The following is a 15,357-nucleotide window of genomic DNA, read 5'->3' as shown; positions in this document are numbered from 1 at the left end:
GGCGGCGGTCACCGGCAGCGGTCACCGGAAGTCGCGGCTGCGGGTGCCCGGGGCGAGGGTGAGCGGGGTCAGGCGGCTGGCGACCAGGTTGGCCGCGCCGTCGCGGCGCTCCACGGTGCCGTGGACCAGCAGGCCGGCGTTCTGCAGTGCGGTGCGGCGCTGACGCTCCCAGACGTGCGGCTGGCAGACGACGTTGATCAGGCCGGTCTCGTCCTCCAGCGAGATGAAGAGCACGCCACCGGCCGTCGGCGGGCGCTGGCGGTGGGTCACCAGGCCGCCGACGGCGACCAGGGTGTCGGCAGGGGCGCTCTTGAAGGCGGCGGCGGTCAGGGCGCCGCAACGGTCCAGGTGGGAGCGGGCGTGCTGGACGGGGTGGCTGGTGGCGGAGACCCCGGTGGCCCACAGGTCGGCGATGGTCTCCTCGATCGCGGTCATCGGGGCCAGCTCGGGGGCCCGCAGGCCCGGGGCGGTGCCGGGCAGCATGCCCTCGCCGGTCCGGGTGAGCAGGCCCGCGGACCACAGCGCCTGACGGCGGCTCAGGCCCAGGCTCGCGAAGGCCCCGGCGGTGGCCAGGGCTTCGAGCTCGGGGGCTTCGAGCCCGGTGCGGCGGGCGAAGTCCTCCAGGTCCGTGTACGGCCGGCCCGCGGCGATGGCCTCGGCCTGCTCGGGGCCGAGGTTGCGCACGCTCTCCAGGCCGAGCCGGATCGCCGGTTCACCGGCCTGCGAAGGGCCTGGCTCCAGGGTGGGCGGGGCCGCGCTCCGGTTGATGTCGACCGGGCGGACCTCCACGCCGTGGCGGCGCACGTCGGCGATCAGCGTCTGCGGGGAGTAGAAGCCCATCGGCTGGTTGGCCAGCAACGCGCAGGTGTAGGCGGCCGGGTGGTGCAGCTTGAGCCAGGCGGAGGCGTAGACCAGCAACGCGAACGAGGCGGCATGCGACTCCGGGAAGCCGTAGCTGGAGAACGCCTCGATCTTCCCGTACACGTCCTCGGCGGCCTCCGGCGGGATGCCGCGCTCGGCCATGCCGGTCAGCAGCCGCTCGCGCAGTTCGGCCACCCGCTCGTGGGAGCGCTTGGCGCCCATGGCCTGGCGCAGCCGGTCGGCCTCGGCCGGGGTGAAGCCGGCGCAGTCGATGGCGAGTTGCATCATCTGCTCCTGGAAGAGCGGCACCCCGAGGGTCTTGGCCAGGGCGCGCTCCATGAGCGGGTGCGGGACGGTGGCGGGTTCGCGGTGGTTGCGGCGGCGGATGTAGGGGTGGACGGAGCCGCCCTGGATCGGTCCGGGCCGGATCAGGGCGACCTGCACCACCAGGTCGTAGAAGCTGCTCGGCCGCATCCGCGGCAGCGCGGACGCCTGCGCCCTGGACTCGACCTGGAACAGGCCCACGGTGTCGCCCCGGGCGAGCATCCGGTAGACCTCGTCGTCCTCGGGCGGGATCGTGGCGAGGGTGTAGCGCACCCCGTGGTGACGGGCGATCAGGTCGCAGGCGTCGTGCAGGGCGGAGAGCATGCCGAGCCCCAGGAGGTCGATCTTCACCAGCCCGGCGTGCGCGCAACTGTCCTTGTCCCACTGCAGGACGGAGCGGCCGGGCATCCGGGCCCACTCGGTGGGGCAGACCTCGGCGATCGGCCGGCGGGTGAGGACCATGCCGCCGGAGTGGATGCCGAGGTGGCGCGGCAGCCCGCGCAACTGGCCGGCCAGCTCGCGCACCTCCTCGGGCACCGCCTCGGACGGCGGCGTCTCGTGCCAGCCGGTCTCGCGGCTGAAGCGGTCGAGGTCCCCGGCCGCGTAGCCGAGCGCCCGGGCCGCGTCCCGCACGGCCAGCTTGGGCTGGTAGCTGATCACATTGGCCACCTGGGCGGCGTGGGTGCGGCCATAGGTGTCGTAGCAGTACTGGATGACCTCCTCGCGCCGCCGGTGCTCGATGTCCAGGTCGATGTCCGGCGGCCCGTCGCGCTCGGGGCTCAGGAAGCGCTCGAACAGCAACCCGTAGCGGATCGGGTCGACGGCGGTGATGCCGAGGGCGTAGCAGACCGCGGAGTTGGCGGCCGAGCCGCGGCCCTGGCACCAGATGTCACGGCGGCGGCAGAAGTCGACCAGGTCGTGGACGATGAGGAAGTACCCGCACATCGAGAGCTGTTCGATGACCTGCAGCTCGTAGGCGACCTGCTGGTGGGCCCGGCGGTCGGCGGCGTCGAAGCGGCCGGCGGCGGCCCGCTCGGTGAGGTGGCGCAGCCAGCTGGCCTCGGTGTGGCCCTCCGGGACGGGGAAGCCGGGCAGTTCGGGGGCGAGGGTGGTGAAGTCGAAGGCGCAGGCGCGGGCGAGGTCGACGGTGGCCTGCTGGACGCCGGGCCAGGGGGCGAGGCGGGCAGCCATCTCGGCCGGGGAGCGCAGGTGCGCGGTGCCGGCCGCGGCGAGGTGGGGCTCGGCGTCGGCGAGGCTGCGGCGCTGGCGCAGCGCGGCGAGGGTCTGGGCGAGGCGGGTCTGGGCGGGGGACGCGTGGTGGGCGGCGGTGGAGGCGACCACGGCGAGTCCGGTGCGGGCGGCGAGCGCGGCGAGGGTGTCGTTGCGCTCGTCGTCACCCGGGGTGTGGTGGTCGGTCAGCTCGACGTGGACGTTGCCAGGGCCGTAGCGCTCGGCGAGGGCGCGCAGTTCGCGCTCGGCGGCCGCCGGGCCCTCGACGTCCAGGGCGCGGCGGACGGCGCCCTTGCGGCAGCCGGTCAGGATCGCCCAGTGACCGCCCGCGGCGTCGGGGAGCCGGTCGACGTCGTAGCTGGGGCGGCGCTTGCCGGCGCCGGCCAGGTGGGCGTCACCGATCGTGCGGGCCAGGCGGCGGTAGCCCTCGGCGCCGCGGGCCAGCACCAGCAGGTGCTCGCCGTCCTGGTCGGGGGTGCCGGTCGGTTCACCGGTGGCACCGAGGGTGAGCTCGGCGCCGTAGACGGTGGCGATGCCGGCGCGGCGGGCCTCGGTGGCGAGGATCGCGGCCGCGTACAGGCCGTCGTGGTCGGTGACCGCCAGGGCCTCGGTCCCCAGCCGGGCGGCCTCGGCGACCAGGTCCTCGGGGGCGCTGGCGCCGTCCAGGAACGAGAAGCTGCTGTGGACGTGCAGCTCGGCCCAGGCCGGGACGGGTGTGGGGCGGGCGGAGGCCGGGCGGGCGGGTGCGGGTGCGGCAGGGCCCGGCGGCGGGCCGGGGAACGGGATCACCGTCCGGTCCGCGGCGCTCCGGCCGCCGGTCATCCGGCGGCGCAGCTCGCTCCACGGCAGGTCGGGGTGGTTGGTGAAGCCCATGTCGGCGGTCCTGCTCCGGTGGTGCCACGTGCTGTGCAGTGGTGGCCGAGTGGTGTGCAGTGGTGGTGGGGTGGTGCGCAGTGGTGGTCAAGTGGCGTGCAGTGGTGGTGGGATGCGGCCCGGTCAGCTGTCATATCGGTCAGCTGTCATAGGCGCCCTCGATGCGCCAGCGCCCGCCCTCGACGAGCAGCAGTAAGGCCCGCCCGTCGGAGACCGTCACCTGCAGCCGGGCCATCCGCCGGGCGTCCTCCTCCCACCAGCGCTCGGTCGCCGGCCAGGGGCCGGCCCAGCCGGTCACCTCCAGCACCCGGCCGGCCAGGACGAGACGGGCCGGCGCACCGCACGCCTCGGCCCGGGCGGTCACCGCGACCTCCTGGCCGTCGGCGTCCAGCAGCCGCACCGGCGGCGGCACCGCGGGGACGTGAGCGGGCGAGGGCGTGGGCAGCCGGCCCGGCCAGGGGCCGTCCGCCCGCCGCTCCTGGTGCGCGTCCCCCCACGGCGTGCGCACGACGCGGTCGGCCGGACTGCGCCCGCCCGCCAGTTCCGCCGTCACCAGGCCGGCGTGCCCGAGGATCGCCTGCACCCGGGCCACCGCCCGCTCCACCCGCTCGGTCGTCTCCCGGTCCCCGTCCAGCAGGGACAGCTGCCGGCCCGGATCGCGGACCAGGCCGTCCGGCACCAGCCGCAGCGCCACCACCCCGCCGGCCTCCTCGGCGAAGACCCGGCGGTGCTGCCAGGCCTGCAGCTGCCAGCGCACCCGCTCGGCCACCGCCCCCACCGACAGCAGCCCCTCGTGACGCCAGGCCCGCGCCGCGCACGTGCCGTCGGCGCACTCCACCTCCACCTCGACCCGCTCACAGGCCAGCCCCGCCGCGGCGAGGCCCTCGTGCAGCCGCTCGGCCAGCGCCCGCGCGGCGAACACCAGCGGCTCCGCCAGCAGCGAGGGCTGCTCGAAGCGTTCCTCCACCGTCAGGTCGAGCCCCGGCGGACGGGCGATCACCGGCCTGGCCTGCAGGCCCCGCGCCTGGCGGTGCGCGGCCAGGCCGGCCGCCCCGAACCGGTCCGCCACCGCCCGCACGGGCAGCGCGGCGAACCGGCCGAGCGTCGGCAGACCGAGCCGGAGCAGCAGGTCCGCCAGCCGCGCGTCACCGAGCTCGGCGACCGGGAAGCCGGCCAGGAACCGGGGGCTGTGTCCGGCGGGTACCACCTGCTCGGTCCGGGCGGCCAGCTGCGCGGCGAGCAGACCGTCCGCCACGCCCACCCGGCACTCGTGACCGGCCGCCTCGATCGCGTCGTAGACGCGCTCGACCAGGCGCTCCTCCCCGCCGTGGTAGCGGGCCGGCCCGTCGGCGGGGACCGCCAGCAGCCCCGGCCGCAGCACCTCCAGGCGCGCGGCGAGCGCGCCGACGGCGTCGGCGACCGGCTCGAACTGCTTCGCCTCCTCGTCCACCTGACGCTCGTGGATCTCCAGGCCGGCCACGGTGGCCTGGGCCGTGCGGACCTTCTGGCCGCGGCCGATACCGGCGGCGCGGGCGGCGTCGGTGGCGGCCAGGACCCGGCCGCGCTCGACCACGGCCACCAGCCGCTCGGGCGCCGGGTGCGGACCGAGCACGGCGATCACCGGCCAGTCGGGACACCAGGCGGCCAGCGCCCTGGGCGCCGCGCCGTCACTGATCGCACCGTCGCTGATCGCACTGTTCCTGATCGCGCCGCCGTTGATCCCGCCGTCACTGATCGCACTGTTGCTCATCACACCACCGCCAGCGGAGCACGCGCACCGGTGGCCACCGGGCTGCTGGCCACCGGACTGCCGGCAGTCACCGGAGTGCCGTCGGCCACCGGCCCGGTGCCCGTCACCAGCGGCTCGACCGGGCTGATCGTCCCGTTCTCGTCAGGCAGCCACAGCGCCACCGTGCGGCTCCGGGCCGCGGCACCGCGCCCGGCGGCCGTCACCTGGATCCGGCGGGCCCGCAGCCGGCCGCGGCCCCGGCCCACCCCCGTCCACGACCGGTCGACGACCTCCAGGCACACCTGCGCGCCCGGCCACGGACCGGCCACCAGCAGCACGCACCCCGTCCGACGGGCGACCGCACCGAGCCGGGCCGCCACCGCCCCGCCCACCGGCCCGACCGGACGCACCAGCAGGATCCCGAAGGCGTCCGCCATCGCCGCGACGACCTCCGGCCACCGCTCCCCCGGCGACTCGACCAGCACGAACCGGTCGAGCCGCACACCCAGCTCGGCCGCGGCCACCAGTCCCAGCCCACCCAGCCCGATCGCCCCGCACCAGGTCCCGGCCGCAGTGGCGGCAGAGGCCAGCGTGAGCAGCAGTGCGGTGTCCCCGCCGACCGACACAGCGGTGCCCGGCCGCAGCCCACGCTGCGGCAGCAGCGCCCGCAGGGCAGGCAGCACCGGCACCAGCGGCCCGGGCCGGGCCTGCTGGAGCTGAGGTGCCAGTGCGCTGAGTGATGCCTCCACGAGACCAGGATCGAACATGTGTACGGAAAAGCAAAGCCGGATTTCGCTCTGCTATCGTTCGATCACCCGTTCGAATCAATGTCATACTCGCAGCTCACAGCCACACCCTCGGAACGGCAAGCGTCCCGCCTTGGCGAAGACCCACCGATCCCACCGAACAGGGAGCATCCCCAGGACGAAGCAAGGCGAACACGCAGCGTTATCTCGCCCAAACGCCAACGCCCGCACGCCTGCACGCCCGCACGCCCGCACGCCCGCACGCCCGCACGCCCGCACGCCCGCAGCACCCACCCACCACCGGGCAGGCACAAACACGATGGCGGCCGACCCCGCTGACGCTGGGGTCGGCCGCCACTCCACTGCCGATCACTCCGGACGACTGCTACGCCCGGTCAGACGAGATGGTCGAACACACCGGCCTTGGCACCGAGGATCATGGCCTTGATCTCGTTACGGGTGTAGACCAGCGGCGTCTGCTCAGGGCGCTTGGAGTCGCGGACGGCAATGAACTCGCCGGCCACCCCGAACTCCACGCAGTTGTCATTGCCGCCGCTGAACGGGGACTTCTCCCAGGTGACGCCGGAGAAGTCCAGCTCGGCGGGGTCGGGCTTGGTGGTGCTCACGCCTACAGCTCCTTGAGGCTCCTGTTGATCTGGTTACGGGTCTCGGGTGGACCGAGGGCACGGGCCCGCAGGTGGTCGAAGACCTCGGTGTACCGCTCCACGTCAGCTGACCCCTCGAAGTACACCGAGTTGGGGCCATTCTCCACCCAGACGACGTTCGGATTCGGCGGCGCGAATCCCATGAGCACGAACGCCCCGTCCAGGCCGGGGTGGAAGCCGGCACTGAACGGCATCAGCTGGATGGTGATGTTCATCCGGTCGTCCAGGTCCCCGAACAGCCCCGAGCGGCCCGGTACTCCGAGTGTGCCGAGTGCCACGACCCGGTGCCCCGGTCAGGCGTCTGCCGCGGCTGTGCGGGCCTTGGGAACCGAGCAGTGGCCGTCGGTGGTGGAGCCCCCGTCACGCCTCAGGGCGCGGTACGCGTCCGCACCGCCCTGCTGGCCGCCAAGTCCGCTGGTACCGCGGGGAGCGGCGAGGCGGGTCGCGCCAGCGGCCGCCGCCGCTGACCGACGACGGTGCAGGATCTCCTCGTGCCGGCGGCGAGCCGGGCCGGGCACTGGCACGTCCGAACGGTGCGCCTCACGCGTCCAGTTCCGCCAGCAGTGCCGGGTTCACCCGGCGCAGGATCGTCTCGACGTCCCGGCGCTCCGCCGCCGGCCACAGCACCCGGCGGGCCGCGGCGTACTTCGCGGCCAGTTGCGCTCGCTTGTCCTCGGGCAGGCGGGCGGCGCGGTCCGGGAGCGCGTTGTGGGCGTTGTCGGCGATCTTCACCAGGCAGGCCAGTGGATCGGCGGCCACCTGGCGGATCATCTCGTCGTAGGGCACGCCCGGGCGCTTCGTGACGGCCCGGACCAGGTCCACCACGGCCCGGGGCACGCCGGCGTCGAGGAGGTGGTCGGCGGTCCGGTCCGTGTCCTCGATGACGTCGTGCAGCAGCCCGGCCATCTCCAGGACACTGCCCAGGGGTGCGAGCCCGTGGGCCACGGCGCGGACGTGTTCGACGTAGGGAACGCCGATCTTGTCGACCTGCCCGGCGTGGGCCAGCGCCGCGAGTGCGTCGGCCTCGGCGACCGTCAGAGCTGCCATCTCGGAGTCCCCCTCTTCGCTGCTACCGGGTTCGATGATCCCCGACGAACGGTGTGCCGCGACACCCGGGCATACTGACGCCGTGCCGATAGCCGATGACCAGGAACCACATCCCTCCGAGGAGCCGGGGCAGGGGCCGGAACCGGGACCGGAGCAGGAACCGACGACACCGGATCCCTTCGACGGGCTGGTGCTCGACGAGGACTTCATCCGCAGCGCCTCCGTCAAGGAGCCGGCGGCCAGGACCCGGATGCTCTCGGCGCGCTGGCACCACGAACCCCCGGTGGATCCCGGTGGCCGCCGCTGGTCGACGGGGCCCGCCGGAAAGGCCCGCGCCCGTGGGCGCAAGGAGCGCTCCAGGCCGTGGTACCTGCTGCTGGCCGTGCTGGCCGTGCTGCTCTCCCTGGTCACCATCGCCGTCGGACCGAGCCAAGGGCTGCTGTCCGCGTTCGGCTCCGGCAGCCGCACCCCGTCCCAGGGCAGCCCCGGATCCCCGCGGCCGTCGACGGATGCCGCGCTGCCCGGGGGCGGGGTCTCCGACGGCGGGGAGTGCGGCGTCAAGGGGTTCCACCACTTCCCGCTGCCCGCTGCTCCCGCATCGGCTCCCACCTCGGCCCCCGGCACCACCGGCGTCGCCCCCGTCGCCCTCGCGGAGCCGGTCGGCAGCCCGCCGTCCGGCCCGCAACTCATGCTCGGCTCCTACGGGTTCGGGCCGAGCTCGGCCCACGACCCGGGCCGGTTCACCATCGACCTCCTCCTCGCGCCGGGCGACGGCCTGCAGCCGCTGGACCTGAGCCAGCCGCTGGGCCCCGAGGGCGTGGCCGTGGAGATCGAGGGCCCCGACGGGCTGGTCGCCGGCGCCCACGGCCTGCCCGTCACACTGGACGCCGGCACGCCCCGCACCGCGAGTGGCGCCATCCACATCGGGGCGGCGCACGGCGGGTCCGCCCGGGTGACGCTGCCGGCCCAGGCCCTGTGCCCCGGCATCAACGGTTACGCGGTGCTGCAGCGGCTCTCGCCGCCGGTCGACTCGCACAACACCATCACCGGGCAGCCGTCCTGCACGCTCACCGTCTCGATCTCCGACCCGGCGATCGGCGCGGTGCGCCGGGCGACGGGCTCGGCGGTGCAGGGCGATGTCCTGAGCGCCGACAACCGGCTGCCCCAGTAGGGCACGAGGGTTTCCGGCGCGGGATTTCAGGCCAGTCGGCAGTGCTGGTGCCGGGTGGCACCGAAGCCGGTCTCGTGGTCCCAGACGTGGGTGCAGGCGGGGCACTGCAGGTGGAGCAGACTGCCGGTGTTGGAGAGCAGGTAGCGCCAGTGCTCACCACAGGTGCGCCGCTCCGCGCAGGCCGCGCAGTCGCGCGCGTCGTCGCAGCCGGGGCAGGCCACCCAGGCGCGGCGCCCGGGGTCGGCCTGCGGGTCGATGGGGAGCAGGCCGACCCGCAGGCGTGACGGACGGGTGGACGGGCCGGTGGACGGGCCGGTGACGTCGCTTTGATCGCGGAACATGGGCCCTAAATTAGGTAAGCCTTACCTAATCTGTCAAGGCGGGCGCGCCCGGACTCGCCTCGGCGGTGCGGCACAACCGGAGACCCGAGCGCAAGCCCGGTGTCGACTATGAGAGCCGTTTGTCGTGTTGTGGTCATGTCCAATAGACGGCCTGGTTTGTTTGGAACGCATAAGCCTAAGGTGAGTCATGTTCCGCTGACGGCTGCGCGGTTCCCCCCTCATGCACCTCAACCGCCCTGCTCTGCCGTCCTGTTCGACGTTCGACCGTTCGACCGTGTTCCGTGCTGCCGGCCCTGTGGCCCGGCAGCCGCTTTCTGTGACGCTGCCGGGCTGCCCCCATCCGCCGCCGGGCAGCGCGACCCCCACGAGAGAGAGAACAAACACACGTGTCCAAGAACAAGAGCCTGCGCGGCCGTGCCATCGCGGTCCTGGCGATAGCCGGCGCGCTCGGCGCAGCCGCGATCCCCGCCGCGGTCGCGGCCCCCGCCACCCCGGCCCACGGCCACCACCACTTCGCGCTCGGCGCGCTGCCCGACCCGGCGGCGCAGCAGAGCGGCGGCGCCGCACTGGCCCCGCACGCGCTCGCCCCCGCCGCCACGGTGCCGGCCAGCGTGGACCTCAGCAACTACCTTCCGCAGGTGGGCGACCAGGGCCAGGTCGGCTCCTGCGTGGCGTGGGCCATCGACTACTCGGCCATCGGCATCCTGGAGGGCGAGCAGGGCATCCAGGGCGCTCCGCACGCCCCGATGTACACCTACGCCCAGATCGCCCGGGGCGACGACCAAGGCAGCTACGCGAGCCAGCACTTCAAGATCCTGACCAGCCAGGGCCTGGACACCAAGGCCGACTACTGGCAGGGCGACTTCGACTACACCACCCAGCCCACCGCGGCCGAGAAGACGAACGCGGCCCACTGGAAGCTCTCCGGCTACACCGCCCTGCGCACCGGCAGCTCCCTGCAGAGCGAGATCAAGACCTCGCTCGCCAAGGGCCAGCCGGTGGTCTTCGCCTTCGAGGTGTACCAGAGCCTGGAGGACATCACCCCCGCCACCGCGGCCAACTACTCGTACTACCCGACCAGCGGTGAACTGGCCGGGCAGCCGCTGGGCGGCCACGAGGTGGCCATCGTCGGCTACAACTCCCAGGGCGTGAAGATCGCCAACTCGTGGGGCTCCTCGTGGGGCGCCAACGGCTACTTCACCGTGCCGTGGCGCTTCGTCACCAACCAGATCGAGGAGGCCGACGCGGTCGGCTCGATCGTCAACACCGGCGGCGGCGTCTACTGACCCGCCCGTGGGCCGCGCCCCCGCCGGGGCGCGGCCCACGCTGCTGCCCTCATCCGTCGTGGGCACCCGATCCCGGGGTGTGGGCGCCCACTGCCGGGGCGTCGGTCAGGGCCGCGATGACCTGGGCGGCGACCGCGGGGTCGGTCAGCAGGGCGTTGTGCTTCAGGCAGCCGGTCCGAACGTCAGCGGCGCCGTCCAGTTCGGCGCTCGCGTTCGGGAGGATCTGCTCGTCGCAGGGCGACCAGAACGCGAAGTACCGGACGGGCGCCGGGGTTTCACTGCCGTCGTCCAGGTGGCTGACGACGTAGGAGCCGGGCGTCATGTCGCGGCAGCCCTGGTCCCACAGGCTGCAGGCCCAGGCGAGGTCGGTGCCGTGGTTGGGGCCGCCGAGGGTGACGAGGTTCCTGACCTTGCCGCCGCCCGCGCCGAACTTGGCGTACCAGCGGGCCGAGAGGCTTCCCAGGCTGTGCGCGACGATGTCGACCTGACCGGCGCCGCTCTGCCGCAGCACCTGGTCGACGTAGGCGGACAGCTGTCCCGCCACCGTCTCGTTGGTGGACTGCGAGGTGTCGTAGTCGAACGCGAAGAGCCGACCGGCCGGATAGCCCTGGGCCTCGAACGCGGCCTCCATGGTGCCCCACACGGCCGGCGGGGCGTTGCGGCCGTGGACGAAGACGACCGGAGTCGTGGTGACGTCCTCAGCGGGCACAGCGGCCTCGGCCGGCGCGGCGATCGCCGGACCGGCGAAGGGCGAGGCCAGCAGGGTCACGGCCGCGGCAGCGGCCAGGGCGGTGGTGATGAAGCGGCGCAACGGCGGGCCCTCCCCAGGAGCATGTGACATGCATCCGACAAGCCCATGCTAGAGGGTCCCCCTCACGACCGTGACGAGAAGCCGGAAACCCGAGCACCCGGGCTTCGTGGTTCAAGCCGCAGCCGCCGGCTGCTCGGCCCTGACCCGCCCGGTGCGCACCGCGTCGGCCAGGGCCCGGTGGTCGCGTTCGTTCTGGTCGGCGTAGCTCTCGGCGAAGGTCGCCAGTGCCCGGTCGAAGGTGTCGCTCCGCCCCAGGTAGGCGGCGATGGCGATCCGGTCCCCGGAGCGCGCATGGGCGCGGGCGAGCGTGGCGCCGCAGAACTCGCCGAACGCCAGCAGGCCGGTCGGCGACATCAGCTCCGGCACGGCGATGCCCTTCCAGTCGCGCAACTGGCGGACGTAGAAGTCGCGTTGGCGGCCGTCGATGCCGTGGACCCGCTCCCAGCCGAGGAAGATGTCGCTGGCGGCCTGCATCAACCGCTGCCCGGCCACCACCCGCTCGCCCTGGGTCGCGTACTCGCTCCCGCCGGCGTAGGGGGCGAGCACGGATTGGTCCGCCTCCTTGGCCTGCAGGAACAGTGGGTCCTCGCCGTCCCTGCCGAGCAGCAGGATGATCCAGCACCGCGTACCGACGCTGCCGACGCCCACCACCTTCCGGGCGATGTCGACGATCCGGAACTGTCCGAGCAGCGCTCTGCGGTCGGACTGCAGGCAGCGCCCGTAGCGTTCGAGCAGTTCGCGGAGTTCGCCCTCCAGCACGTCCCGTTCGGCCCCGGGGAGCAGGTCGGCGATCGGCACCAGCAGGGGCGGGTCGGCCTGGATCCGGCGTCTGCCGTCGACCACCTCGGTCAGCTTGTCGAAGGCCTGCAGGCTGTCCCGGGTGTGTGCCTTCGCGATGGCCTTGGACATGCGGCGGCGTTCCCGCTCCTCCAACTGCCCGAACTCCAGGGCGTCCTGCACCTTCGCCATGTCGGCCTGGGCGTACCAGACGGCGAGATTGCCCAGGCCCGCGAACCGGCGCATCGACTCGCGGTACGACCGCACGGTCGCCAGCACGATGGCGGCGCGTTCGGCGTCCGTGAAGCCGTTGGCGCGCCCCGCGATCACCAGGCTGGTGGCCAGGCGTTTGACGTCCCACTCCCACGGGCCGGGCAGCGTCTCGTCGAAGTCGTTGATGTCGAACAGCAGGTGGCGTTCCGGCGAGGCCAGCAGCCGAAAGTTCAACAGGTGTGCGTCGCCACAGAGTTGGGCTCTGATCCCGGAACTCGGCGTGGCGGCCAGGTCGCCGGCCATGATCGCGGCGGCACCCCGGTAGAAGCGGAACGGCGACTCGGTCATCCGGCCGTAGCGGATCGGCACGAGCTCGGGCACCCTGGTGGCCGACTGGCCCTCCAGGACCTGCACCGGATCGGGTCGATGCGCGGCGGGCTCGAACCACGCGTGGCTCGACCGGGGCGCGGCCTCGCGAGCCGCCTTGCCGCGGGCGGCCCGCTGCTCGGGCGTCTGCCATCGCGCGGGGTCGGCGGCCCTGGCTGCTTCGACCGTGGTTGCTTCGATCGTGGCTGCTTCCTGGGTCATCGAAGCACCTCCTGGCTCCGCGCCGCCCGATCGGACCGATCAGCGACGCTCTGGGGGACTCCCTGTCCAGTCTGCTCCGCCCAGTCGCCGCCCGGCAGCCCGCGCGCCCCAGGCCCGTACCGCAGCCCGGCCCACGACGCCCGCTCGCCCAGCCCGGCCCAGCCCAGCAAGGGGTGCGGTCCGCCGGGGCGGCAGCCGGGGGGACGACATCACCCGGACGAGCCCGGACGCCGGGCAGACGGTGACGTTCATCACCGCACGGGACGTGGCCGACGGGCGGATCACACGCGTCGAGCTACTCGACCAGGCTCCCCGGCGGGACACACGCGTCCAGCGGCCCGAGCAGCCGGCCTGAACTCCTCCCCCACCGGCTGGACCCACCGGCTGGGCCCACCCACCCCGGGCCCGCCGGCTGTGCCCGCCCGCACCGGGCGGGCTCCAGTCGCTACAGGTGGTTACCCTGCGGCTCCGGTCAGATCTGCCGGTCCGGGTCGGAGAACGTGAGGCCCCCGAGGCCCACAGCGCGGCGGACCGGGCTCGGCGCCGGCTCCTCCTCGCCGGGCGGCTCGCGGAAGTCCGCGCCCTGCTCCAGCGGCGCCGGGCGGCGCGCAGCGGACTGGGCGGGCACGGAGCTGTCGGTGACGGGCTCGGAGAAGGCGGGCAGCCCGAGGCTGCGGCGGTCAACGGTCATGATCCCCAGTCTGTCAGACCCGGCCGGCTTCCCTCGTCGGGGTCCCGCCCGGGCCGGGTCGGGAGCGGGTCGCGCGGCAGCCGAGCGCCCGGCTGTCGGAACAGCCGGCCACCGGAACAGCCGGGTGTCGGAACAGCCAGCGTCCGGCATCCGGCATCAGGCGGAGAAGGCAGGATTCGAACCTGCGTGGGCTTGCGCCCGACCGGAGCCAGGCGCCCCGGTCCCCGATCAACCACTCCGGGCACCTCTCCCGGGGACCGACCCGCTCCGGCCACCTTGCTCACCGCGGTCCGTCCCTGTGCCACCAACTATGACCCGCCCCACTGACCCGCCACTGACCCCCGGCTGACGTCACCCGCACGCCGGCCTAGCTGCTCCCGGAGGCTGACGGTCGACGACCGCCGCCCTCACCCTCCGCTGCTCCCGGTGTCCGCCAAGTCGCCATCTGCTCACGGAACTTCGGGCAGTCGACGATGTCCTCCCGGCTGCACTGAAGGGCGTGCGTCAGCATCTGGTGGGCGTGTTCGAGGTCGACCATGCGCTGCTCGATCTCGGTGACCTTGGCCCGGATCATCGCCTGCCTGCGCGACCGTTCCTGCTGGAGCTCGCCGATCTCGGCCAGCGACAGCCCGGCCTGCTGGCACTTGCGCAACAGCACGATCCGCTCGGCGGTCTCCGCCGGATAGCGCCGCTGCCCGCCCTGACGTTCGGGCGCCGGCAGCAGGCCGTGGCGTTCCCAGAACCGGACGGCCGAGGCGGGTACCCCGGTGATCTCGGCGAGTCGGCCGATCGTCATACGCACGCCGCACGCCCCTCGTCCCGTCCGCTCTTCCCGTCCGCTTGACTTAAACCTTAGTTCAAGTTGAAGAGTGGTCCGCAGCCGGCCGGCGGCGAATGGAACAGCCGCCGGCAACCGAGTTCGGAGTCACCGACATGACCGACACACGCGTGGAGAACGAGCGGGCCCACCAGCTCGTCGAAGCCGCCGAGAACCTCTTCACGGCCGGGGTGATGTCCCACTCCGGGCACGCCAACCTGAGTGCCCGGCTCGACGGCGGGCGCTTCCTGCTGACGCCGGGGTTCGCCCGCGGGCTGCGGCCCGAGCAGCTGGCGACCGTCGGTCCCGACGGTCAGGTCCTCGCGGGCGCGCTGCAGTCCGTCAGCGCCGAGATCATCGCCATGCACAGCACCGTCTACCGCGCCCGCCCCGACGTGGGCGCGATCATCCACACCCACTCGCCCGCCGCGACGGCCTTCGCGGTGGCCCACCGGCCGCTGCCGTGCCGGACCGAGCCGATGCTGCGCTTCGGGCAGGCCGAGGACGTCCCGGTGGTCCCCTGGGGCCCGCGCGGGTCGGACGTGTCGGTGCGCGGCATCGCCGCCGTCCTGGCAGACCGCCCGACGACGGCCGCGGTCCTGCTGGCCAACCACGGCCTGCTGGTCTTCGGCCCGGACTCGGCAGCCACCGCCCACCTGGTGGTGGCGATCGAGGAGAGCGCCGAGGCCGAGCTCGCCGCGGCGGCGATCGGCGGGGCCGTGGACTTCCCCGACGGCGCCCTGGCGGACGTGCGAGCCGCGATCGCGCGGGTCTCCTGATGGCGGACGACACCCTCCCCCGGCGCACCGAGGCAATCCGGGACCGCTACCGCAGCACGCTCGGAGCCGTTCCGCACGGCGTGGAGGAACGGCTGCGCCTGGCCCAGGACTTCGGCCGCCTCCCCACCGAGGAGGCGATCGCGAGCCTGCGGCACATCGTCCTGGCCGACAGTCCGTTGGGCGCGCGGGTGCAGCAACTGGTCCACTTCGGACAGCTGTTGGCCCTCGGCTGTGCGGACCCCGCCCGGATCCACGCCCGCGGCGCCCTCCACGCGGGCGCCGGCCCCGCCGACCTCATCGGCGTCGCCGAGACCGCACTGATCACCGCGGGCGTCCCGGCCTACGCGCTCGGCATCGACATCATCGCCGGACTCCTGCCGCTGCAAGGCCCCGCGGCAGGCTGACCAC

At 73.8% G+C, this 15,357-nt stretch carries 15 protein-coding genes and 1 tRNA gene; 4 read left to right on the top strand and 12 right to left on the bottom strand.

Annotated features, from left to right (window positions below; genetic code table 11):
• Positions 1-21: 21 nt before the first annotated feature.
• The 6 genes from OG294_RS38525 to OG294_RS38500 all read right to left on the bottom strand — a co-directional run bounded on the left by OG294_RS38525 (position 22) and on the right by OG294_RS38500 (position 7,475).
• Complete coding sequence (locus tag OG294_RS38525; RefSeq protein ID WP_327071227.1) at positions 22-3,288, bottom strand: error-prone DNA polymerase; 3,267 nt, start codon at positions 3,286-3,288, stop codon at positions 22-24.
• Between the two features lie 139 nt (positions 3,289-3,427).
• A complete protein-coding gene (locus tag OG294_RS38520) occupies positions 3,428-5,038 on the bottom strand; it encodes a DNA polymerase Y family protein (protein ID WP_327071226.1) in 1,611 nt (536 codons plus the stop codon).
• Positions 5,038-5,766, bottom strand: coding sequence for a hypothetical protein (locus OG294_RS38515; RefSeq protein ID WP_327071225.1), 729 nt, complete (start codon positions 5,764-5,766; stop codon positions 5,038-5,040). The genes OG294_RS38520 and OG294_RS38515 overlap by 1 nt, the downstream gene beginning before the upstream one ends.
• Before the next feature lie 392 nt (positions 5,767-6,158).
• Positions 6,159-6,389: a DUF397 domain-containing protein gene (locus tag OG294_RS38510; protein ID WP_327071224.1), complete on the bottom strand. Its 231-nt coding sequence runs from the start codon at positions 6,387-6,389 to the stop codon at positions 6,159-6,161.
• Positions 6,390-6,391: 2 nt separating this feature from the next.
• Positions 6,392-6,706, bottom strand: coding sequence for a Scr1 family TA system antitoxin-like transcriptional regulator (locus tag OG294_RS38505; protein ID WP_327071223.1), 315 nt, complete (start codon positions 6,704-6,706; stop codon positions 6,392-6,394).
• A gap of 262 nt (positions 6,707-6,968) precedes the next feature.
• A complete protein-coding gene (locus OG294_RS38500; RefSeq protein WP_327071222.1) occupies positions 6,969-7,475 on the bottom strand; it encodes an HD domain-containing protein in 507 nt (168 codons plus the stop codon).
• 82 nt (positions 7,476-7,557) lie between these two features.
• Between OG294_RS38500 and OG294_RS38495 the strand changes: the two genes are divergently transcribed.
• Complete coding sequence (locus OG294_RS38495) at positions 7,558-8,646, top strand: SCO2583/SCO2584 N-terminal domain-containing protein (protein WP_327071221.1); 1,089 nt, start codon at positions 7,558-7,560, stop codon at positions 8,644-8,646.
• 26 nt (positions 8,647-8,672) lie between these two features.
• On the opposite strand, the gene OG294_RS38490 is transcribed toward OG294_RS38495, so the two are convergent.
• Positions 8,673-8,912, bottom strand: coding sequence for a hypothetical protein (locus tag OG294_RS38490; RefSeq protein WP_327071808.1), 240 nt, complete (start codon positions 8,910-8,912; stop codon positions 8,673-8,675).
• A 461-nt stretch (positions 8,913-9,373) separates the two neighbouring features.
• Between OG294_RS38490 and OG294_RS38485 the strand changes: the two genes are divergently transcribed.
• Entirely contained in the window at positions 9,374-10,273 is a 900-nt protein-coding gene (locus OG294_RS38485; RefSeq protein WP_327071220.1) for a C1 family peptidase, read from the top strand.
• A gap of 49 nt (positions 10,274-10,322) precedes the next feature.
• Here the strand turns inward: OG294_RS38485 and OG294_RS38480 are convergent, their stop codons facing one another.
• The 5 genes from OG294_RS38480 to OG294_RS38460 form a co-directional block, all read right to left on the bottom strand.
• Entirely contained in the window at positions 10,323-11,084 is a 762-nt protein-coding gene (locus tag OG294_RS38480) for an esterase/lipase family protein (RefSeq protein ID WP_327071219.1), read from the bottom strand.
• 111 nt (positions 11,085-11,195) lie between these two features.
• A complete protein-coding gene (locus OG294_RS38475) occupies positions 11,196-12,662 on the bottom strand; it encodes a DUF2252 domain-containing protein (RefSeq protein WP_327071218.1) in 1,467 nt (488 codons plus the stop codon).
• A 472-nt stretch (positions 12,663-13,134) separates the two neighbouring features.
• Positions 13,135-13,353 (bottom strand): hypothetical protein, encoded by a 219-nt coding sequence (locus OG294_RS38470; RefSeq protein WP_327071217.1) that lies wholly within the window; start codon positions 13,351-13,353, stop codon positions 13,135-13,137.
• Positions 13,354-13,514: 161 nt separating this feature from the next.
• A tRNA-Arg gene (locus OG294_RS38465) sits at positions 13,515-13,604 on the bottom strand.
• 116 nt (positions 13,605-13,720) lie between these two features.
• Positions 13,721-14,149 carry a MerR family transcriptional regulator gene (locus OG294_RS38460; RefSeq protein ID WP_327071807.1) on the bottom strand — a complete coding sequence of 143 codons (429 nt, stop codon included), beginning with the start codon at positions 14,147-14,149 and terminating at the stop codon, positions 13,721-13,723.
• 137 nt (positions 14,150-14,286) lie between these two features.
• Between OG294_RS38460 and OG294_RS38455 the strand changes: the two genes are divergently transcribed.
• Together OG294_RS38455 and OG294_RS38450 are read left to right on the top strand one after the other, a co-directional pair.
• A complete protein-coding gene (locus OG294_RS38455; RefSeq protein ID WP_327071216.1) occupies positions 14,287-14,949 on the top strand; it encodes a class II aldolase/adducin family protein in 663 nt (220 codons plus the stop codon).
• Positions 14,949-15,353, top strand: coding sequence for a carboxymuconolactone decarboxylase family protein (locus OG294_RS38450; RefSeq protein ID WP_327071215.1), 405 nt, complete (start codon positions 14,949-14,951; stop codon positions 15,351-15,353). The genes OG294_RS38455 and OG294_RS38450 overlap by 1 nt, the downstream gene beginning before the upstream one ends.
• Positions 15,354-15,357 lie beyond the last annotated feature (4 nt).

It is taken from the genome of Kitasatospora sp. NBC_01302, assembly GCF_035976515.1.
Lineage (GTDB): Bacteria > Actinomycetota > Actinomycetes > Streptomycetales > Streptomycetaceae > Kitasatospora.
Note: the sequence above shows the minus strand (reverse complement) of the source record. Positions and strands in the feature narration are given on the sequence as shown.